The 20,208-nt window shown below is 61.8% G+C and carries 22 protein-coding genes; 14 read left to right on the top strand and 8 right to left on the bottom strand.

The features are described 5' to 3' along the window. Positions 1 to 14: 14 nt before the first annotated feature. The gene (locus NKJ88_RS02020) at positions 15 to 431 is read right to left on the bottom strand and encodes a hypothetical protein (protein ID WP_023671919.1); all 417 of its coding nucleotides are present in this window, start codon (positions 429 to 431) and stop codon (positions 15 to 17) included. 13 nt (positions 432 to 444) lie between these two features. After that, positions 445 to 1,017, bottom strand: a complete 573-nt coding sequence (locus NKJ88_RS02015) for a rod-binding protein (protein WP_023671918.1) — start codon at positions 1,015 to 1,017, stop codon at positions 445 to 447. Between the two features lie 282 nt (positions 1,018 to 1,299). Here NKJ88_RS02015 and NKJ88_RS02010 point away from each other — a divergent pair, with 282 nt between their 5' ends. Then, the gene (locus tag NKJ88_RS02010) at positions 1,300 to 2,550 is read left to right on the top strand and encodes a glycosyltransferase family 4 protein (RefSeq protein WP_081726809.1); all 1,251 of its coding nucleotides are present in this window, start codon (positions 1,300 to 1,302) and stop codon (positions 2,548 to 2,550) included. Here the strand turns inward: NKJ88_RS02010 and NKJ88_RS02005 are convergent. After that, positions 2,492 to 3,574 carry a glycosyltransferase gene (locus NKJ88_RS02005; RefSeq protein ID WP_023671916.1) on the bottom strand — a complete coding sequence of 361 codons (1,083 nt, stop codon included), beginning with the start codon at positions 3,572 to 3,574 and terminating at the stop codon, positions 2,492 to 2,494. The two genes, NKJ88_RS02010 and NKJ88_RS02005, sit on opposite strands and share 59 nt — an antisense overlap. Positions 3,575 to 3,810: 236 nt before the next feature. Here NKJ88_RS02005 and NKJ88_RS02000 point away from each other — a divergent pair, with 236 nt between their 5' ends. The 3 genes from NKJ88_RS02000 (at position 3,811) to NKJ88_RS01990 (ending at position 7,218) form a co-directional block, all read left to right on the top strand. Further along, complete coding sequence (locus NKJ88_RS02000) at positions 3,811 to 5,151, top strand: glycosyltransferase (RefSeq protein WP_352443476.1); 1,341 nt, start codon at positions 3,811 to 3,813, stop codon at positions 5,149 to 5,151. 203 nt (positions 5,152 to 5,354) lie between these two features. Then, the gene (locus tag NKJ88_RS01995) at positions 5,355 to 6,458 is read left to right on the top strand and encodes a glycosyltransferase family 4 protein (RefSeq protein ID WP_023823309.1); all 1,104 of its coding nucleotides are present in this window, start codon (positions 5,355 to 5,357) and stop codon (positions 6,456 to 6,458) included. Between the two features lie 82 nt (positions 6,459 to 6,540). Beyond that, positions 6,541 to 7,218, top strand: coding sequence for a polysaccharide deacetylase family protein (locus NKJ88_RS01990; protein ID WP_023823310.1), 678 nt, complete (start codon positions 6,541 to 6,543; stop codon positions 7,216 to 7,218). On the opposite strand, the gene NKJ88_RS01985 is transcribed toward NKJ88_RS01990, so the two are convergent. Continuing rightward, the gene (locus NKJ88_RS01985) at positions 7,148 to 8,107 is read right to left on the bottom strand and encodes a glycosyltransferase family 2 protein (RefSeq protein ID WP_023823311.1); all 960 of its coding nucleotides are present in this window, start codon (positions 8,105 to 8,107) and stop codon (positions 7,148 to 7,150) included. The genes NKJ88_RS01990 and NKJ88_RS01985 overlap by 71 nt on opposite strands. Before the next feature lie 230 nt (positions 8,108 to 8,337). Here NKJ88_RS01985 and NKJ88_RS01980 point away from each other — a divergent pair, with 230 nt between their 5' ends. Further along, complete coding sequence (locus NKJ88_RS01980) at positions 8,338 to 9,102, top strand: Stf0 family sulfotransferase (RefSeq protein ID WP_023671911.1); 765 nt, start codon at positions 8,338 to 8,340, stop codon at positions 9,100 to 9,102. 141 nt (positions 9,103 to 9,243) lie between these two features. Here the strand turns inward: NKJ88_RS01980 and NKJ88_RS01975 are convergent, their stop codons facing one another. From NKJ88_RS01975 to flhA, 3 genes are read right to left on the bottom strand one after another with little or no spacing between them, the layout of a single operon-like run. Further along, positions 9,244 to 9,627 carry a hypothetical protein gene (locus NKJ88_RS01975; protein ID WP_352443475.1) on the bottom strand — a complete coding sequence of 128 codons (384 nt, stop codon included), beginning with the start codon at positions 9,625 to 9,627 and terminating at the stop codon, positions 9,244 to 9,246. Between the two features lies 1 nt (position 9,628). After that, positions 9,629 to 10,381, bottom strand: coding sequence for a flagellar biosynthetic protein FliR (fliR, locus tag NKJ88_RS01970; RefSeq protein WP_023710960.1), 753 nt, complete (start codon positions 10,379 to 10,381; stop codon positions 9,629 to 9,631). Next, positions 10,378 to 12,465, bottom strand: a complete 2,088-nt coding sequence (gene flhA / locus NKJ88_RS01965; RefSeq protein WP_023671908.1) for a flagellar biosynthesis protein FlhA — start codon at positions 12,463 to 12,465, stop codon at positions 10,378 to 10,380. Before flhA ends, fliR begins: the two co-directional genes overlap by 4 nt. A 123-nt stretch (positions 12,466 to 12,588) precedes the next feature. On the opposite strand from flhA, the gene NKJ88_RS01960 reads away from it, so the two are divergent. Further along, the gene (locus NKJ88_RS01960) at positions 12,589 to 12,888 is read left to right on the top strand and encodes a putative quinol monooxygenase (protein ID WP_023683279.1); all 300 of its coding nucleotides are present in this window, start codon (positions 12,589 to 12,591) and stop codon (positions 12,886 to 12,888) included. Between the two features lie 39 nt (positions 12,889 to 12,927). Here the strand turns inward: NKJ88_RS01960 and NKJ88_RS01955 are convergent, their stop codons facing one another. Then, complete coding sequence (locus NKJ88_RS01955; RefSeq protein ID WP_156033727.1) at positions 12,928 to 13,242, bottom strand: hypothetical protein; 315 nt, start codon at positions 13,240 to 13,242, stop codon at positions 12,928 to 12,930. Positions 13,243 to 13,412: 170 nt separating this feature from the next. Here NKJ88_RS01955 and NKJ88_RS01950 point away from each other — a divergent pair, with 170 nt between their 5' ends. Genes NKJ88_RS01950 through NKJ88_RS01915 form a run of 8 tightly spaced genes read left to right on the top strand, consistent with a single transcriptional unit; the run spans position 13,413 to position 20,200 of the window. After that, positions 13,413 to 13,769 carry a hypothetical protein gene (locus NKJ88_RS01950; protein ID WP_245260023.1) on the top strand — a complete coding sequence of 119 codons (357 nt, stop codon included), beginning with the start codon at positions 13,413 to 13,415 and terminating at the stop codon, positions 13,767 to 13,769. Then, positions 13,766 to 14,419, top strand: coding sequence for a helix-turn-helix domain-containing protein (locus NKJ88_RS01945; protein ID WP_027049833.1), 654 nt, complete (start codon positions 13,766 to 13,768; stop codon positions 14,417 to 14,419). The genes NKJ88_RS01950 and NKJ88_RS01945 overlap by 4 nt, the downstream gene beginning before the upstream one ends. Before the next feature lie 37 nt (positions 14,420 to 14,456). Next, positions 14,457 to 15,533, top strand: a complete 1,077-nt coding sequence (locus NKJ88_RS01940) for an extracellular solute-binding protein (protein ID WP_023686368.1) — start codon at positions 14,457 to 14,459, stop codon at positions 15,531 to 15,533. Positions 15,534 to 15,555: 22 nt separating this feature from the next. After that, positions 15,556 to 16,428 (top strand): ABC transporter permease, encoded by an 873-nt coding sequence (locus NKJ88_RS01935; protein WP_023710962.1) that lies wholly within the window; start codon positions 15,556 to 15,558, stop codon positions 16,426 to 16,428. After that, positions 16,428 to 17,225 (top strand): ABC transporter permease, encoded by a 798-nt coding sequence (locus tag NKJ88_RS01930; protein ID WP_023710963.1) that lies wholly within the window; start codon positions 16,428 to 16,430, stop codon positions 17,223 to 17,225. The genes NKJ88_RS01935 and NKJ88_RS01930 overlap by 1 nt, the downstream gene beginning before the upstream one ends. Continuing rightward, the gene (locus tag NKJ88_RS01925) at positions 17,222 to 18,337 is read left to right on the top strand and encodes an ABC transporter ATP-binding protein (RefSeq protein WP_352443474.1); all 1,116 of its coding nucleotides are present in this window, start codon (positions 17,222 to 17,224) and stop codon (positions 18,335 to 18,337) included. Before NKJ88_RS01930 ends, NKJ88_RS01925 begins: the two co-directional genes overlap by 4 nt. A 50-nt stretch (positions 18,338 to 18,387) precedes the next feature. Continuing rightward, positions 18,388 to 19,773, top strand: coding sequence for an NAD(P)/FAD-dependent oxidoreductase (locus NKJ88_RS01920; protein WP_352443473.1), 1,386 nt, complete (start codon positions 18,388 to 18,390; stop codon positions 19,771 to 19,773). A 58-nt stretch (positions 19,774 to 19,831) separates the two neighbouring features. Continuing rightward, the gene (locus NKJ88_RS01915; protein ID WP_081726812.1) at positions 19,832 to 20,200 is read left to right on the top strand and encodes a cupin domain-containing protein; all 369 of its coding nucleotides are present in this window, start codon (positions 19,832 to 19,834) and stop codon (positions 20,198 to 20,200) included. The last annotated feature ends 8 nt before the right edge of the window (positions 20,201 to 20,208 follow it).

Below are 20,208 nucleotides of genomic sequence, written 5' to 3'. Positions count from 1 at the left end.
TGCTGCCGAAATCATCAGCTCGCCCAACCGAATTCGCCGGCCGAATAGGTGCCGTCGGCTTCGGCGCGCTGAATGGCGTTCTTCAACAGCGTGGCGACTTCGTTGACCGCGTTGAGGTGGGCGAGGATTGCAGCCTCGTTTTTCGCGAGCTTCTGGCGCAGCCGCGCCAGACTGTCGCGATGCTGTTCCAGGAACTCGATCTCGTTGGCGCCCTTCATGGCGCGGGTCAGCTCATAGAGGTAGCGGCTCTTGCGGGCGTTGGAGGCCTTGAGGTCATAGCTGGTGTCGTTCTTCAAACCGGCCGTCTCTTCCTCGACCGCTTCCTCGATGCGGCCGATGATGGCGGCAAGGTTGCCCGGCCGTGCAAACGGGATCGGCGCTTCGGACGTACGCGCCGGCAGGTTGGAAGAGTATTTTGAAAAATCGGCCATTGAAAATCCTGGTCTAGATCTTGATTTCGGTTTTGATGGTCGTCTCGTCGCCGGTCATCGACCGTGCGGCCTTGCGCTGCAATTCCTCGACCAGCGAGGTGGACAGCCGGGTCTGCTGGTCGATCTCGGTCTTGTGCGGCCCGGTTGACACCGGGCCGATCGGCACGGTGCGCTTGCCGTCCTTGTAGTGGTCGGCGAGCAGCGATTTGGCGATGCCGATGCCTCCGCGCTCGGCCATGACGTCGGCGACACGCTCGGCAAGCTGCGATTTCCACATGTCGCCGGCCAGCCCCTTGCCGTAGACGCCCTCGGTGTCCTTGGGCAGCATGTTCTGGATGAAGGTCTGCAAGACCATCGCCTCGAACTTCTTGAACTTGCTGGCGGGATCGGCATTTGCGGCGGCCTTGTCGGCGGTAGCGCGCGACAGGATCGAGCCGGCATCGACCGAAGCAGCCATGTCGACAGAAAAATTACCGCCAACGCCGTTGGCCCGCTTGGCCAGCGCGGCACGGGCAGCCTCGATATCCGCCGGGTCGACGGCTCGGGCAACATCGAGAACGATGTCACTGGGTGGAGAAATCGCCAAGAAAGTCCGCCTCTTTGCCGGGTTTCCTGAGCGACCATGCCGCAACAAGCTTGTGGCAGGCTTGCGAGGGAGAGGGGAGGCGGAATGCTGTCAGCTCGTCTGCTACGCGCCAATAGCGGCCGTCCACACGGGTGGTCTTCAATGACCCCGGACGGTGAAGGCCTGCTTACCGAAGCCTGTTCGACGAGGCGGCTATCCCACTTGTAATCCCGGCCCAATCCTTTACCGCACCCGTTGTGCGGTTTATCACCGCCAGAGTGGCGGATTCAGTGAGATCCCAAAGTGAAAAGAAGACGCCTCTTGTTTGTCGGCGGGAGCGGGGATCCTGGCGGTCTTCATATCCATACCGCCGACGTGGCCCACACCGCCGCTTCGCTTGGGTTTCCCGTCAAGATCATTTCCGTCAACACCGACTATTTTTCCGAGCTCCTTTCCCCTGAGACAATCGATGTAGAGCTTGTCGAGGGCCTTTCTTATCAAAGGCTCATCGTCAAACCGAGACGGTTCCCGATCTCAAGATACATCCTTTGGTGGTCTGTGCTGGTCAGGCATCCCGGCCACGATATCATTTTCTGCCGTGGTGCTTTCGCGGAAACGCCTGTCGTCGAGTTGCTCATGGCCAAGGCCGCGGGCCGGCGAATTTACACCATCGAACACAGGCCGCGCGAGGCCGCGTGGCGATCCATGTTTTCAAAGCGCAGATATGGCGCGGTCATGAATGCCTGCGTCCAACGCACCATCGGCGTGTCGAGCGAATTGTCAGAGATCGCGACGAAAGAGTTTGGCATGGCTCCCGACAAGGTCCGCGTCTGTGCTAATTGGGTAGACCCCATCTTCGCACCACCGACTGTCAATGAAAGGCGCCAAGCGCGCGAACGGCTTGGACTGTCAGACGATGTGCGAACGATCGGCTATGTCGGCCGGTTCGGGCCGGAAAAAAATATCGATGTCCTGATTGATGCTTTCTCGGCTCTTCGCGCGAGTCGGTCCGCCGCCAACGTCGCTCTGATCATCGCCGGGGATGGCTGGTTTCGCTCCGAAGTGGAAAACAAAGTGCGCTCGTCCGGAGCTGCTGACCGGATCAAATTGCTCGGCTGGCAAAACGATCCGCGTGCGATCTACCATGCGCTTGACCTCTTCGTACTGGCCAGCTCAGTCGAGGGTTTTTCCCTCAGCCTGCTGGAGGCGATGGCCACAGGCCTACCCTGTGTCGCCCATCCCATGGCGAGCGCGCTGGAGCTGATCAAGGACGGCAGTAACGGCTTTGTGTCCGACATATCGACGGCGAGCTTGTTGGGCGAAAAGCTGAAGGAATTTCTGGACGCCGAAGCAGCGACGGTGAGCCGTCTTGGTCAGGCTGCCGCGCAGACCGTGGCGACCAGCTTCTCACGCAGCGCACGCTTGCCCGCGGTCCTTAGGGCACTTGACATCCCGCTCGATGGCTCAGGCCTGCCGCAGCCATTTCCGCGCGTTCTCACCTATCGGAACGCACAAGCCCGATCGCCCGCCGCAGGCTCGAAATCCAGTGCTTGAGCCAGAGGGTTTTCCGGCCTGTCCGCCAGGCGGCCCTGGCACAATTTTTGTCAAAATAGTCGAGCCGGTCTTCCATCAGAGCGTTAAGCGCTGGAGAAAGCCGGTATTGTTTTCGAATGCGCAGCATGAGCGCGAGATGGTGCTTCCACTCCGTGTATTCGTCGTGATGTCGTGATTCTGAATGCGTCTGGTAGCGTTCGCCTTCTGCCGTATCGCGCCCAGTGACGTCATAGGTCGCCAATTGCCGGTCGATATAGACGAAGGGTCCGCGCGTGTTGAGCCGCAGCCAAAGGTCGATGTCCTCGGTGCGGGCGAGGCTTTCATCGAACCCTCCCGCCGCCAGTATCGCGTCGCGCCGAACCATCGTCGAGGAGGTGTGAATCCAAAGGTATCCGGCGATGGTCGTGGTCAGCACGACATCAGAGCGGGCCAGCAGGGAACGGTCCGCCTTGAGTTCCCGGCATGGCAGAAGAGATGCGGTCCGATCATAGGTTTCCCACCACGGCATCATGGTACCGAAGATCATGTCGCAGGCGGTCATGGACGTGTCGGCAAGCTCGTCGACCATGCGATAGTCGCTGCCAATCAGGATCGCGTCGGGCCGGGTGTTGGCCGCCGCAATGAATTGCGCCAGCTTGTCGTCGTCCCACCGATCATCGCTGTCCAGAAATGCGATATACAGTCCGCGCGCCTCGCGAATCGCGGCGTTGCGCGCGCCGGCCGGTCCGCTCGTGCCGGGGTTTCGCAGAATGCGCAGACGTGGCTCGGCCAGAGAGAGCGCAGTGATAGCGGCCAAGGTGTCGTCCGTGCTTCCGTCGTCGACAATGAGCAGCTCCCAGTCCCCGAACGTCTGAGCCGTAACCGAGGCGACCGCCTTCAGCAGATAAGGCAGGCGATTGTAGGTTGGAATGATGACCGTGCAGGCTCGCTCTGACATAAGGGCTCTTGCGTTGAAAGCCGGTGCCACGACGCGCTGTTGCGCCTTGCAGGCCCTGGACAGCAGGTTCACCGGCAGGCTTGTCACTCCTCGCGCCGCTTTGCAAGCCGCAGCGCCTGCCTACGGACCGCAGCGCTTCTTCCGCCTGCTGCGAAACCACGTTGCAACGGCGGCGGAACGGGGGACCGCTCCCAGCGCCATCTTTACGAGACAATCGCCTTTCATGGTGGCGCTTTACAGGGTGGCTGGACGGCAGGGACAAGCGTCGCCTTTACTCGGCAAAGAGCCCGTCAACCTCAGTTCCGCAACCGGGCAAATTCGAAGTGACGCAATCAATCAAAACCCTGATCGTGTCGGAGTATTTTCCCTACCAGCCGGAACAGATGGTCCATGGCGTCTTCCAGAGGCTCCGGCGTCACGCCGACGCGCTGAGTAGTATCGGTTCCGTCGATTTCGTTTTCATGTGGCCGTTGCACTGGTCCGAAAACGAAGACCGGCAACGTCAATCCGTCGAGGATTTTCGGCGGTCATGGTCTGTTGCCGGGCGGATAATACTGATTTCACCGCCCGCTCTGCCGTCTCGGTTCCGGCGCTGGCCGCGCGATCTTGGCATCCGCGACGTGATCGCCGCGACGCGCGGCGCAGTCAGTTTCACGGAGGGCCGGGTCACGATGCGGTCCAGCCGTATGGCGGAAGTTTCCCGGCTTGAGCAGGCGATCAGCGAGTTGAAGCCTGACCTCATCCTGGCGCATCGATTGGCGTCGACAGCGGCTCTGATCCGCACGGTGATGGATTTGCCTCCGGTGCTGGTCGACTTCGATGACCTCGAACATGTCGCCCTTGGCAGGTCTCGCCAGATGGAGCGCTCTCCCGCGAAACGCCTTAAACTGAGCCTGGTGTCCGCGGTCGCACGCCGAACAGAAAGACTCGTCGCGGGGTTTGCGACGGTGGGCCTCGTGTGTTCCGAGCATGATCGCAAAATCGTCGAAGAGCTTTCGCCGGGCGCCCGCATCGAAGTCGCACCCAATGCTGCCGTGATGACCGGCCGTTCCCCGATGCCTTCCGAGCCAACGGCTCTTTTTGTCGGCTACACCCGATATCCACCGAATGCCGAGGCTATCCTCTGGCTTGTTGGAAAGGTTTTTCCGCTGGTCCGGGCACGGCTGCCGCGAGCGCGGCTCCTCATCGCCGGTGATGGCGGCCGCGAACTTGGAATAGATGACGCCGGCGCAGGGGTAGAGACGCTAGGATTCGTTACGGATCTTTCATCTGCCTATGCGAGGGCAAGGGTTGTTGTCTGTCCGGTCAAGCGTGGCGGCGGCACACGGATCAAGATCATTGAGGCTGCGCTGTACGGCCGACCGGTCGTTTCAACTTCCATCGGAGCGGAAGGGCTCGGTTTCATCGATGGCAAGGAAGTGGTCCTTGCCAATGAGGAAGGGGCCTTTGCCGAAGCGATGGTCGAGTTGATGAGCAGCGATGAAAGGTCGGCCAGCATCGGCGCTGCAGCGGAGGAACGGGCACGCCAACTTTACGGCGCGGAACAGGTGCGTTCCAATCTGGCAGCGTTGGCAAGGTCGATGGTCGATCCGGACACTGCGCAGACATCGAAATCCGGACTGGACGCCGATGCAACAGTGAACACGCCGATAGCGTACCTATAAGCCAACGTGTTTCACGCAGTTGGTCGCGATCCACCATTGCATACCGGAGCCCCTCACAAGCCTCGAAAACTCCGAGGTTTTTTCACCAAAGCGTGAACGCTACATTCTTGTTTTTGTCGCATTCCTTTGTTTTCAAAGCGTTTCGACTGTGGGGGCCAAATATAGTGTTTTGCCGGGATTACTTCCGTTCCGAGGGCTGGTGAATGCGCTTCGGGATAGCGATCAGCAACCTGTCGACTTTCGGCGGGCTGCAACGGGATTGCCTCTCTATCGCCAGGAATATCGTGGCGGCGGGGCATGAGGTTACGATCCTGACCACGGAAATACGCGGGTCGATCGCAGACCCCGGCTGTTCGATCCAGATTGTAGAAGCCAACAATCGCACCAATCCCGGAAGGGATATCGCGCTTGGCGCCGCGCTGAAGGCGCATCGCCAGGGGTTTGACCGGATCATCGGTTTCAACAAGCTTCCGATGCTCGACATCTATTATTCCGGCGATCGCTCTTACGCGAAGATCAAGACAGGCGCGTGGCGCCCTTTTTCACCACGCCACCGAACCCAGATGCGGCTGGAGCAGCTTTGCTTTTCGCCAAGTTCGCGCACCAGCCTCATCATGCTGACCGAGCGCCAGCAAAATGAGTATCAGAGCGTCTGGAAAACGCCGGAGAGTCGGTTTCGACGCATTTCGCCCAATCTCGATCCGGCGAGGCGAATGCCGCATCTACGCACTGACGGAACGCGTGAACGCATCCGGGCTGAATTGGGCATTGCGGCAAACAGCAAGGTATGGCTGTCGATCGGCTCCTCGGCTTGGGTAAAGGGCTTCGACAGGGTGGCGGCCGCGCTGGAGGCATTTCCCGACTCGGTCTGGGTGGTGGTGGGCGTCGTGCCTGTCAGCGGCATGGGCAGCCGCCTGATCCAGAAGGTGACAATACACGCCCGGGGCCGAACAAAGATCATTGGAGTCCGAGACGACATACCGGCTGTTATGGCGGCGGCGGATCTCCTCATTCATCCTGCCCGAATCGAAACCACGGGAACGGTCATCGTCGAAGCCCTTGCCAATGGACTTCCGGTGATCACCACCGATACGTGCGGGTTTGCTCCCTTGGTCGAAAAGGCCGATGCCGGCGTCGTCATCGCCGGCGCGTACTCTTTTCGGGCGCTCGTCGAAGCCATCGCCATGGCACGAGCACCGGGCCAGCAAGCAGCATGGTCGTCACATGCCAAAGCTTTCGGCGGCGATCCCTCCTTATCCGATGGGCACGAGGAAGCGGCGCGCCTGTTTGTCGGAGAGCTTTGGTAGACACGGCCACATGCGCCGAGCCGAGGCTGTTGCTTTCAGGGGGGCTGGGCATTGGAGCAGAAACCTGACTATTTCGGGGTGCATGGCCGGCAAGATGAAAATCCCACGCTTCTCATCACCGTTTGACGCCCGGAAGCGTGACGCCGAGAAATTGCCGAAGCGCGTCTGGCTTACGCTCGACGATGGTCCGGAGCCCGGTCATACCGAGCAGATTTTGAAGGTGCTCGACCTTCATCGGATCAAGGCTACGTTCTTCGTGATTGGAGAAAAGGTGGCCGCTCATCCGGCCATCGTCCAGCGCGTCTTCGATGCGGGACACCGGATCGGAAACCATACGTTTTCGCATCGCCGTCTGACCGAGCTTAAACCAGCGGAAGTTCGCCAGGAGATCGAGAGCACCGGTAGCCTGATTTCCGCATTCACGCCGGGAGGGAAGATTTTTCGTCCGCCCTTCGGGGCTTTGAGCAGGGTCGTTTCAGAGATTGCGGATGAACTCGGGCATCGCACCCTTCTGTGGGATGTGGATCCAAACGATTGGGATCCTCACCGCCAGCCGAAGGGGTGGATCAGGAGCGCGCTTCGCGAAGTTCGAGCGAAGCGGGATTGCGTTATCCTCACCCACGATAGCCTGCCCACAACCGCCGAGAATTTCGACCTGTTCATCACGCTCCTGAAGAAAGCCGGCCCGATTACATTCGAAGATCCGGCGACGCTTCGTGCGACCGACCTGGCCCTTCAGGCGTTCTCGTCGACCGATTGAGCCATAGCTTGAGCCGATACCGCCAGAACCGCCATTGCGTCCTTGCGGTCTTCGGCAAAGGCCTGGCGATCATGAGAAATCGTTCGGCTGTGCGGAAACTGCCGTGGAGGTAATGGACGCGGGCAATCTTGATGGCCAGAAGAGCTTCCCGCCTGCGCAATGTATCCTCGTCGATCCGAACAGTGCCAAGCTCGCGCAATGCCTTGCGCCAAATGAAAAACTGCGTAGCGGGCTGGACCAAAAGCCGATTGTCGGCCCGTGCAGTCGATATTTGGTAGGTCAGCACCGGGTTGGGCACCTTGTCGACGCCGGCCTGGGTCAACAGCCTTGCCCAGAACAGTGTGTCCTCCTCGTAGGCGACGCCTTCGGGAAAGCGGACTGTGCCGATCGCCAGGCTTCTGATCAGGGCAGCGCCGACATTGATCGTCTCACATTTGTCGATGAGATAATTGCCTGCGTTTTCGAGCTTTGATGGACCATATCCGGCTGGCGCGTCGATGAGCCGGTCAACGCCATCTGTGCGCCTGATATAGGAGCCGACCACTATTCCGGTGCTCCCGTGCTCGGTCCCCTTGCGCAGCAAGTTGCGCAGCCCATCCTTCATATGGATGTCGTCGGCGTCGATGAAGTAGAGCCATGGCGAGACGGCTGTCTTTATGCCGACATTGCGGGCGGCGCCCGCCTGAAATCGGTCCACCCGTTTGACCAACACCGGAAGCCCGCTTTGCCGGCCGGTCTGTTCGGCGATTTCAGCGGTGCCGTCCGTCGATCCGTCGTCGACGATCAGGATTTCCTCGATGAGGTCGGCTTCCGAAGCCAGCGACCGGATCGTCGAAGCGATCGAACGCCCTGCATTGTGTGCAGGGATGATCACTGAAATGTCTTTCATCCGTATGCCCCCACCCGACATCAGCAGTTGCGATTTGCAGGTTCGGGTCAAGCCGCAGTTTGGCGCGGGCGCCTTCTTGCGGCAACTTTCCGGTGAACAGGAGCGCGCCGGTTCGCTTGCTCGCCGGCCGGCGACTGTTTTTCGGGCGTTCGGCTTTGCCTAGCGGCAAATTGAGATTTGTTCTGCGAGGAACGCCGTTATAAACCCATTGCTGTTGGAGGAGATACTCTTTGAAGGGCGTTGCGCTTTTAACCGTACCGAGAAGCGGCTCCGAATGGCTTGGAAGCCTTGCGAATGCCACAGGTTCCATGGGGTGTTTCGGGGAATGGCTGGATCCAGACCATCTCAAATTCGTGGCCCGCTCTTATGACGAGCTGGAAAGCGCCGTCCTCAAGGCCGGATTGTCAGAAAACGGGCGTTTCGCCATCAAGCTGTTCCCTGGCCATCTGCGTGAAACGCGAGAAACGTTTGAGAAAGACTTTCTGTTTGAAACGCTGAAGAAGCACGAAATCGGGTTGATTTTCCTTGAACGGCGAGACCGGCTCCGACAGGCCATTTCGTACTATCGCGCCAGTGTTTCCAGGCAATGGACCAACAGAGCAAGGGGAACGGGAGCGAAAGCCGCCTACGATTTCGCGGAGATCTCCCGAGCCTGCATTTCTCTTGAAGATGGGTACTCGTTCTGGTCGAAATATCTCGACATGCTTGGGCTGCCCCACAAGCATGTCGTCTATGAGGAGATGTTTGAGGATCCGACACCTTTTTTGGAAGCGGTCGCTGAGCATATGGGTGTTGGAGCTCCCGCCGAGAGACCGGCTTCTTCGATTCAGATCCAGCGCGATGGCCTGACAGAAGAATGGGCAGAGCGTTTTCGATCGGATGCCGCAGCCAACGGGATTATTGATCTGCTGCTTGAGGAGAGACCAGCTGTAAGGACGTTGTCCAATCTTCGGCGGTTCTTCAAAAAGCGGCCACTAACCAAAGCCTATTCGTAGGATATCGGGCTGCGCAGATGCAGAGGTCATCTCGCTCGAAGCTGACGCGTTTAAGATCGCGGTAAACCGCGGAACGTCCAATGCGCGCAAGCCAGCCTGTCGACAGGCCGCCGGAAATGCTTGCATTTACTGGAACCGCAGCTACTCGCCGCCTCGCCTCTGCGCGATCAGATCGAGCCGGTCGCGGTCGGAGCGTTCGCGTTCGTCCTGTCGGCGCACGTCCTTGTAGGCGCGCTCGACCATGTTGGTGCGCGCCGTCGCAGTGGCGATGAGCGTGACCTCCTGCCTGGCGCCTTCCAGGCTCGCTTCCTGCCGGACCAGCGCATTGGCGATGCGGCGATGGTAGAGGTCAGGGAACAGCACCGCCATCGACTGGTCGGCGTCGAAATGCTGGACAAGTTCCCTGGCCTCGGTTTCGGCGGTTGCCGCTGCCGCCAGGAAGGCCGCATGGCGCGTCTCGTGCAGGGCCTTCAGCTGCTCCTGCACCTTGACCAGTTTCTTCAGCCGTTCCTTGCGCGTGCTCATCTCACCTCGCCAGCGTCAGATCGACAAAGCCGTCGACGAACAGCGACAGCATGGTGCCGATGGCGAAGTAGAAGATGATCATGCCGCCGGCGATGACGAAAGGCAGTGAGATGAAGTAGACCGGAATCTGCGGCGTCAGCTTGTTGACGAAGCCGATCGTCAAATTGACCAGGATGGCATAGGCGATGAACGGGCTGCCGAGCCGGATGACCAGGAAGAAGGCGTCCGACACCGTGTCGGTGAGATCGACCAGGGCGGCCTGCGGATTGAAGAAGACGTTGACCGGCGCCACCGTGTAGGAGGCGACCAGAGCGCGGATGATCTCGTGGTCGAAATCGAAGACGAAGAGCAGCAGCAACGCTGAAAACGAGATGATGGCGGCGAGGGCCGCCTGCGGCTCTGGCTCCTCGATGGCGGGGCCGCCGGTGCCGCCATAGCCGATCAGCATGGCGATGGCCGAACCCATGAAGCGCAGCGCCTCCATGTAGAGCCTCGTCATCGCGCCGATCAGCCCGCCGACCAAAAGTTCGGAGATGATCATCGGCGCCAGCACCTGCGGACGCGCATCGACGAAGGGAAAGATCTTGTCCCACAGGAAGGCGAGCAGGCCACCGGTGGCGGCGATCGACACGAACAGCCGGACCTGGACCGGCACGCGGGCGCTGGACAGGCCCGGCATCAGCATGAAGCAGGCGCCGATGCGACAGAAGGCGAGGAAGGCGGCGATGACGAGGCCTTGCGACAGTATGTTCACGAGATCGTCCCGAGCACCTTGATCTCGACGCCCTTGGCGATTTCGACATGGGAGAGAACGGGAAGCGTCGTGAACAGGCGCTCGATGATCATGCGCACATAGGGGCGAGCATCGGGCGCGGTGACGAGGACAAAACGCTCGCCGGCCTCGAGATGCTTGCGGATCGCCTTGGTCGCGTCCTGGCCGAATTCCTCCAGCTGGCGCGGGTCGATGTCGAATTCGCGCACCTCGCCCTTGGCGTCGCGCTTGAGGCTCTGGTGGAAGGCGAGGTCCCAGCGGTTGCCGAGGCGCAGCACCTTGAGCATGCCGCCCTCGGAGAGATCGCCGCAGATCTGCTGGGCCATGCGGATGCGGACATGCTCGACGATCTGCTCGGTGCGGCGCACATGCGGCGCGATCTCGGCGATAGCTTCGATGATCAAATGCAGGTTGCGGATCGATACGCGTTCGGCCAGCAGCAATTTGAGCACCGCCTGCAGGCCGGGATAGGAGATGTGCGAGGTGCAGATCTCGTCGGCGAGCTTGCGGTATTCCGGATCCTGGCGCTCGAGCAGCGCCTTCATGTCCTTGTAGGACAGAAGCTGCGGCAGGTTGTTGCGGATCACCTCGGACAAATGGGTGAGCAGCACCGACATGTTGTCGGCAAAGGTATAGTTCTCGCGCTTCAGATCCTCGGCGAAGGTTTCGAGCACCGAGAAGGCGCGCATGCCGAAGGCCGGCTCGCGGATTTCCTCGCCGGGAACGTCGGGCAAATCCCGGTTGCCGAGCAGCACCATGATCTCGCCGACGCGCATCTGGTATTCGGCGACGACGGTGCCGTGGACCTTGATCTGATAGCTTTTCGGCGGGATGCCGAAATCGTCGGCGACGCGCACTTCCGGCACGACGAAGCCATATTGCGTGGCAAATTTCTTGCGCATCTTGGCCATGCGGAACACCAGTTCCTGATGCGACACCAGCAGCCGCGTCGACAGCTGTTTGCCGATCAGAAGCTCGATCTCGGCGGTGGTCAGCGAAGCCTTGACCGAGTTCTTCTCTTCCTCGACCTTGTTCGCCTTCTCCAGATCCTTGATCGCTTCGGCGGCGGCAGCCTCTCGGTTGGCGCGCATCGGGATGACGTAGCCAAGGCCGGCCATGCCGGCGGCTAGCGTGAAGAACGGGAAGAACGGCAGGCCGGGCATCAGGCCGAGCAGGACGAGCAGCGAGGCCGCGACATAGAGCGCGCGCGGATGCGCACCGAGCTGGCCGAACACCGCCTGGTTGGTCGAGCCGCGCGTGCCGCCCTTGGAAACAAGCAGGCCGGCGGCGAGCGAAACGATAAGCGCCGGGATCTGGGTGACGAGGCCGTCGCCGACCGACAGTTTGATGAAGACATCGGCGGCTTCGCCCATGCCCATGCCGTGCCTGATGTAACCGATGGCGATGCCGCCGACGATGTTGATGGCGGTGATGATGAGGCCGGCAATGGCGTCGCCGCGGACGAATTTCGAGGCGCCGTCCATCGAGCCGAAGAAGGAGGATTCCTCTTCCAGCTCGCGGCGGCGCAGTTGCGCTGTCTTGTCGTCGATCATGCCGGCGGACAGGTCGGCGTCGATCGACATCTGCTTGCCGGGGATGGCGTCGAGGGTGAAGCGGGCGCCGACTTCGGCAATACGGGTGGCGCCCTTGGTGATGACGATGAAGTTGACCACGATCAGGATCATGAAGACGATCAGGCCGATGACGAAATCGCTGGCCATCACAAGTTTGGAGAAGCCGGCGATGACATAGCCGGCGGCGTGCGTGCCCTCATTGCCGTGCGACAGGATCATGCGCGTGGTGGCGATGTTGAGCGATAGCCGTAGCATGGTGGCGATCAGCAGCACGGTCGGGAAGGACGAGAAATCGAGCGGCCGCTGGATCCACAGCGCCACCATCAGGATCAGCACCGACAGTGCGATCGAGAAGGCGAGGCCGATGTCGATGAGGAAGGCCGGGATCGGGAGGAACAGCACGGCCAGGATGATGACGATGCCGATGGCGAAGAAGACATCGCGGCCGTTCTTGGCCACTGTTCCTGTCGCTAAGCTTTCGCTGACGGCCATATCGTCCCCAATCACAAGCCTGCCGAGCACGCGACAGCCCTTCGAGCCTAACCGGTCAAGCTTGCGCGAGGGTGGGAGGACTGGTTACTTGCCAGGACGACAGAGGCCTTGAGGAGAGAGATCATGCTGGTGATCATCGGCACCATTCGCCTGCCTGCGCAACGGCTCGACGAGGCAAGGCCGGCCATGCGGCGCATGATACTGGGCAGCCGTGCGGAGCCCGGCTGCATCGAATACTCCTACGCGCAGGACGTGCTCGACGTCGGGCTCATCCATGTAACCGAGGTGTGGAGCGACAGGGCCGCGCTCGACGCGCATTTCCGCTCGCCTCACATCGCCGATTGGCGGGCGAGCTGGGCATCGCTCGGCATAGGCGAGCGCAACCTCATGCTCTATGAGGCCGGCGAGCCGAAGCCGATCTGAGGACCGGGCACAGTCAAGAAGGCGTGGGCCCAAGAAAGTCTAGCAGGCGTTGACCTGTCTGCAGGACCATCCGCCGCCATCGGTATCGTGGCAGTCTTCATAGCTGCCGTAGCAGGTGTTCGTCGAATTGCGATACCAAGGGTAGCCGCCAGGACAGCAAACATCTTGTTGTGCAGTCTGGATAAATTCCTTTGCCGGCCGGCTTTGGCTTTCCGGATTGCCTCCCGCCAAAAAAAGAGACATCGGGTGTGACACAACAGACCTAACCGGCATATCCATGCTTGAATTGCTCACCGCAGACGAGCTCAAAAAAATCATGCCAACAGCTAATGAAAAAAATCCCCGCGCACTCATCTTCTCCTCCTTGAGGGAAATAGAGACGGCCAAAAATAACACAGCTGCGTCGATTGCGTAAGCGATCGCTCATATACCTCGACACGCTCGCGGGGAATTGAAGCGGGGCGGCAAGCCTGACTGCGCCTCAGCACCAGAATGGCGCCGCAAGCAGCCGGCATTATGTCGGCGTGCTGATCGTCGCCGAACTGCACAGCGATCCGTCCGATGGTGACACGCCGGTGCTGGCGCTGGCCAAGTTCACGGATGCGGTGCTGGTGCCGAGCATGAACGTCCAGTCCGCCGCCGGAACCTCCAGCGCGCCGTCGCCGAGGAACTGGCGGTGGTCGAGAATTTCGACAACCGGGCCGTTGTCGGCTTTTGACCGAGGGCCATCTGATGCGACGCTACGCCGAGGACTCGACAAGGCGCGGCGCGACCTGTCGGGCGAAGAACAGGCCTCAGCCGGCATTTTAAAATGTCCCGGCGCTTGCCACGTGTACAGTGTCACTGTACAAATTGTTCAGTGGGAGAAAAAGACGGGATGAGCACCGACCAGGCTCCGGTCAAGAATGGCGTCGCCTCGACGGCGACGCATGCCCATCAGATGCTGGGCCAGCGGCTGAAGAGCCTGCGTCTCGGCCGGCGGCTTTCGCTGCGCGAACTCGCCGAGCTGACCGGGACCAGCGCCAGCTTCATCAGCCAGCTCGAGCGCGGCCTGACCGGCGCCAGCACCGCCTCGCTCAACCAGATGGCCTCGGCGCTTGGGGTGAGCGTGGCGATGCTGTTCGAGGATAGTGCCGCCGGGCAGCGCGGGGTCTTGCTGCGCAGCGAGCGGCCGAGCCTGCCGCCCAGCGACGGCTGCCGCAAGATGCTGCTCTCGCGTCCCCCTTTAAGCGACATGGAAGTCTATGTCGGCGAGTTCGAAATCGGCGGCTCGACCGGCCCAGCGCTCTACACCCATGGCGACGCGCACGAGATGCTCGTCGTGCTGCGCGGCATCGTCGAGGTTTCGCTCGGCGATGTCAGGCATGTGCTGGAAGAGGGCGACAGCATCGAATACGCGACATCGACAGCACATCGCTCAGAGAACATCGGCAGTGGCCGAGCCGAGGTGATGTGGATCATTGCGCCACCGACTTCGGTGCGCGCCGAACTCGATCAATACAGGGCCTGGAAACCGCTCGCAGCCAGGTAGGTTCAATCCATGCGGGTCAAATGGGAGAACAATAATCATGCTGAAAACAAGACATCTTGGCCTTGGCGCCGTGCTGGCGCTCGGCGTTCTGGCAACCGCAGCGTTCGCGCAGGAAAAGCCTGTCGCGGGTGAGGTCAAGGAAGGCTCGCTCAAGGGCAAGACGCTGACGCTCGTCTCCTATGGCGGCATCTACCAGGACGGCCAGGCCGCCGCGCTCAAGGAGTTCGTCGAAAAGTCCGGCGCCACGCTGCTCAATGACGGGCCGACAGAGATCGCCAAGCTGCAGGCGCAGGTCGAATCCGGCAACGTCACCTGGGACGTCGTCGACACCGCCGACCTGCCGCCTTACGTCTATTGCGGCAAGCTGTTCCAGAAGCTTGATTTCAGCAAGCTCGACGTCTCCAAGGTGCCCGAGGGCCAGGTCGGCGAATGCTCGGTGCCGGCCATGAACTACGGCGTCGTGCTGATGTACAACAAGGAGAAGTATGGGGATAACCCGCCCAAGAACTGGGCCGATTTCTTCGACACGGCAAAATTCCCCGGCACGCGCGCGCTCGACGGTTCGGGCGACCCGACGGGCGGCCTGCTGGAGCAGGCGTTGAAGGCGTCTGGCGGCGACCCGAAGGCGATGACGGTGGCCGACATCGACAAGGCCATCGATGTCATCCGCAAGCTCGGTCCCGACACGATCTATTGGAAGACCGGCGCTGAATCGCAGCAGCTTGCCGAATCTGGCGAAGCCGACATGCTGATGATGTGGACCGGACGTGCCATGACGGCGGTGAAGAACGGCGCCAAATATGCGCCGGCCTGGCAGGACTGGCTGGTGGTGATGGACCAGATGACCATTCCGGTCGGCGTCAAGGATACGGATGCGGCTTATGCGCTGCTCAATGCCTATCTCGGCAAGGGGGCGCAGGAGATCCTGGCGCAGCAGACCTCCTATACGCCGATCAACAATGACGCGCAGCCCAAGGTCGATGCGTCGGTCGCCGCCTTCCTGACCAACACGCCCGAGCGCCAGAAGCAGGGTTACAAGCAGAACATCAAGTTCTGGGTCGAGAACTTCCCGGTGGCGCAGGAGAAGTGGTCGGCGCTGATGGCCGGCAACTGAACAGCCAAGTGAGAGCCAGGCCGTGAGCGCGTCCGAACCCATCGCCCAACCCGCCGCCCATGCGCGGTCGGGTCGGGCATGGCGGCCGTTCGCGCTCACGGCGCCGGCGCTCATCCTGCTCGTCGCGGTGATCGGGTATCCGCTGCTCACCATCGTGCTGCGCAGCCTGTCGGAACCTGAGTGGGGGCTGCAGAACTATGCCTGGTTCTTCGGCGCGCCGGTCAACCTGACAGTGCTGCAGCGGACTTTCGTCATTTCGGCCTGGGTGACGCTGGTCTGCGTCATCGCGGCCTATCCCTATGCCTATCTGATGACCGCGGTCGGGCCGCGCGTCCGGCTGGTGCTTGTGCTTTGCGTGCTGATCCCGTTCTGGGTGAGTGGTGTGGTGCGCACGCTGTCCTGGGTGATCCTGCTGCAGGATTCGGGCGTCATCAATTCGTTGCTGCGCTCGGTCGGGTTCGGCGGCGTCAAGCTGATCCGCACCCAGACCGGCGTGGTCATCGGCATGGCGCAGGTGCTGTTGCCGTTCATGATCCTGCCGCTCTATTCCGTGATGCAAGGCATCGACCTCAGGCTGATGCGTGCGGCGCAAAGCCTCGGTGCGCGGCCGTCGCGCGCGTTCTTCACCGTCTATCTGCCGCTGTCGCTGCCCGGCGTCTATGCCGGCGCGATCATCGTCTTCATCCTGTCGCTCGGCTTCTACATCACGCCTGCTTTGCTCGGCGGCCCGCGCTCGACCATGCTGTCGACGCTGGTGCAGACGCAGGTGCTCAGCCTGCTGCAATGGGGCAGGGGCGGCGCCATGGGCGTCGTTCTGCTGGTCACCACCTTCGTGCTGCTGGCGCTGGCAGCACCTGTGATGCGGTCCAGTCATCGGGAAGCGGGGCGGCGCTGATGGAGATGAAGCCGCTCACCCGCGTTCTTCTCGGGCTCGTCTGCCTGCTGGTGGCGATATGGCTGGTGGCGCCGACGCTGGTCGTGGTGCCGATGTCGTTCAACGAAAACAAATCGCTGGCGTTTCCGCCGCAAGGCTTTTCCTGGCAGTGGTACCAGAATTTCGCCACCAATCCGGACTGGTCGAACAGCTTCCTGAATTCGCTGAAGGTCGCCTCGATCGTGGCGGTGCTGGCGACGGTGCTCGGCACGCTTGCCGCCTTCGGCCTCGACCGCATGAAGGCGCGGCCGGCGAACCTTTTGCGTATGCTGATGCTGACGCCGATGGTGGTGCCGGGCGTGGTGCTGGCGATCGGCATCTATGCCGTCTATCTCGACACGCAGCTCGTCGGCACGCTGCTCGGCTTCGTGCTGGCCCACACCATCCTTGCGCTGCCCTTCGTGCTGATCGCGGTCTCGGCCAGTCTCGAAGTGTTCGACCGCCGGCTGGAGACAGCCGCCGCGAGCCTGGGCGCCGGCGCACTGACCACGTTTCGCACGGTGACGCTGCCGCTGATCGCGCCGGGCGTGCTCTCCGGCCTGCTGTTCGCCTTCGCCACCTCGTTCGACGAGATTGTCGTGTCGCTGTTCATCACGAACCCCTATCTCAAGACATTGCCGGTGCAAATTTTTGCCTCGATCACGCGCGACGCCGATCCGACGGTGGCGGCTGTCGGCACGATCCTGCTTTTCGCGACCACGATCCTGATCGGCGGCGGCATGCTCCTTCTTGGCCGCGAGGGGAAAGGACGCCAATGAATCCGAAGCCGACAAGCAAGGGCGCGGCGATCGATCTCGAAGCGATCAGCAAGGCCTATGGCGGCTTCAAGGCGCTGGACGGCGTGTCGCTGCGCATCGAGCCCGGCGAGTTCATGACGCTGCTCGGCCCCAGCGGCTCGGGCAAGACGACGACGCTCAACGTGATTGCCGGTTTCACCGATGTCACCAGCGGCAAGCTTCTGGTCGGGGAAAAAAGCGTCGTCGGCGTGCCGGCGCACAAGCGCAACATCGGCGTCGTCTTCCAGCATTACGCGCTGTTCCCGCATATGAGCGTCGGCCGCAACGTCGCCTATCCGCTGACGCTTCGCGGCGTCGACCAGGCGACGAGGCAGACACGCGTGGCAAGGGCGCTCGACATGGTCAAGATGGGCGATTTCGCGCATCGCTATCCCAGCGAATTGTCGGGCGGCCAGCAGCAGCGCGTGGCGTTGGCACGCGCCATCGTCTTCGACCCGCCGCTGCTCCTGATGGACGAGCCGCTCGGCGCGCTCGACAAGAAGCTGCGCGAATGGCTTCAGCTCGAGATCAAGCGCATCCATCGCGAACTCGGCACCACATTCGTCTATGTCACGCACGATCAGGAAGAGGCGCTGGTGCTGTCGGACCGCATCGCCGTGTTCAACCGCGGGCGCATCGAGCAGGTCGGCACCGGCCGCCAGCTCTATGACGAGCCGGCAACGCTGTTCGTCGGCCGCTTCATCGGCGATTCCACCGTGCTGCGCGGCAAGGCGCGCAGCGATGGCAACAGCACCGCGCTGAGCATCGCCGGCGAGACGGTGACGGTACCGCGTAAGCTGTCGGGGGAAGCCAGCCCGGTGATGCTGCTGCGTCCCGAAAAGCTCGCGATCCGAAGAGCCGGCCAAAGTCCTGCCAATGGCGCCAACCGCCTGTCGGGGACGATCGCGGAAGCCATCTATCTCGGCTCGGAATCGAAATACGAAGTTAAGCTCGCCGACGGCTCGGCCGCGATCGTGCGCTCACCGGTGACCGGCGAGAGTTTTGGCCTCGGCGACAAGGTCGAGCTCTGCTTCGACGGCAGCGACGCCAAGCTGCTGGCGGACGACGCAAGCGCCGACACCACACTCACCTGATTCCATCTGGCCTGATCCCATCTGGCCTGATCCCATCTGAAAGTCATTCCATGCAAGCCAAGCGCAACGGCGACATATCGTTCTGGTATGCGGATCTGGGGGCGGTTCCCGTTCCGCGCCCGCCCTTGCCTGGAAACATCGAGGCCGATGTCGCCATTGTCGGCGCCGGCTATACCGGCCTGTGGACCGCCTACTATCTGAAAAAGGCGAAGCCATCGCTGCGCGTCGTGATCGTCGAGCGCGAATTTGCCGGCTTCGGCGCTTCGGGGCGCAATGGCGGCTGGCTGTCGGGCGGCTTCAGCTGGTCGCGCGAAAAATATCTCAAGACATCGAGCCGGCAAGGCGTGATGGCGATGCAGGCGGCGATGGCAGGCTGCGTTGATGAAGTGATCCGGGTCGCGACCGAGGAAGGCATCGACGCCGACATTCGCCGCGTCGACAATCTGACGGTGGCCACCAACGCAGCGCAGTTGGAGCGCGTGTGCGAAGAATGCGAGACGATCCGTTCCTGGGATGTCGACCCGAACCGCGTCGAGATGCTGGACGCCGCCTCAACGCGCACGCGCATCAACATCCGTAACGTCATGGGCGGCTTCGTCGTCCATGGCCAGGCGCGGGTGCAGCCGGCCAAGCTGGTGCGTGGGCTTGCCGATGCCGTCGAGCGGCTGGGCGTGCCGATCTATGAGAAGACGACGGTGACGAGCATCGCCAAGGGCAGCGTGACGACAGACCGCGGTACGGTGCAGGCGGAGACGATCATCCGCGCGACCGAGGGTTTTACATCAGGCATCCCCGGCGAGGAGCGGACCTGGCTGGCGCTCAACAGCGCGCAGATCGTGACTGAGCCGCTGCCTGCCGACCTGTGGCGCGACATCGGTTGGGAAGGGCACGAACTGCTCGGCAATGCGGCGCATGCCTATTGCTATGCCCAGCGCACGCGTGAGGGACGCATCACGATGGGCGGACGCGGCGTGCCTTATCGCTACGGCTCGCGCACCGACGTCAACGGCCAGACGCAGCAGGCCACGATCGACCAGCTGCACACGATCCTGACGACGCTCTTGCCGCAGACCAAGGGATGCCGCATCGATCACGCCTGGTGCGGCGTGCTCGGCGTGCCGCGCGACTGGTGCACCACGGTCGGCCTCGATCCCGCGACCCGCATCGGCTGGGCCGGCGGCTATGTCGGCCTCGGCGTGTCCAGCTCCAACCTTTCGGGGCGCACGCTGGCTGACCTTGTTCTCGGGGCAAACACCGAGCTGACGAAGCTGCCCTGGGTCAACCGCAAGGTCAGGCCATGGGAACCGGAGCCCTTCCGCTGGCTGGGCGTGCATTCGATGTACCAGCTTTATCGCATTGCCGATGGCCGCGAGGCGGCAGGGCTTGCGCGCACCTCGAAGCTGGCCGCGTTGGCCGACAGCATCACCGGCCACTAAAGCCATTTGTTCTCACGCAATTCCGGGGCAGACCCCTTTCCTGGAATTGCTCTTATCCATGGAGCTAGACTTGATCGATCTTTCGACCTTCCACGATCTCGCCAAGGCCGAGATCGGCGCGTTCTCTCCTAAGCCAACCTCGATTGAAGGCGATCAGGTCGAGGCCGTGCGCTCGTTCTTTCAATCGCCGGACGGGACTGTCGATGTCGGCATCTGGGAATGCACGCCCGGCCGCTTCACCGCCGATCGTTCGGACTCGTCGGAGATCTGCCACATCATTTCGGGGCGCGTGGAACTGAGCCGCATCGATGGCGAGGTGCGGGAACTCGGTCCGGGCGATCTCCTCGTCCTGCCGCAGGGCTGGAAGGGCGAGTGGCTGATACGCGAGACCACGCGCAAGCTCTACATGATCCAGAGCGCCGGCTGACCGGCGCT

This window comes from Mesorhizobium sp. M0016, assembly GCF_040324035.1.
Classification (GTDB): domain Bacteria; phylum Pseudomonadota; class Alphaproteobacteria; order Rhizobiales; family Rhizobiaceae; genus Mesorhizobium.
This window is presented reverse-complemented; position numbering and strand designations above follow the sequence as displayed.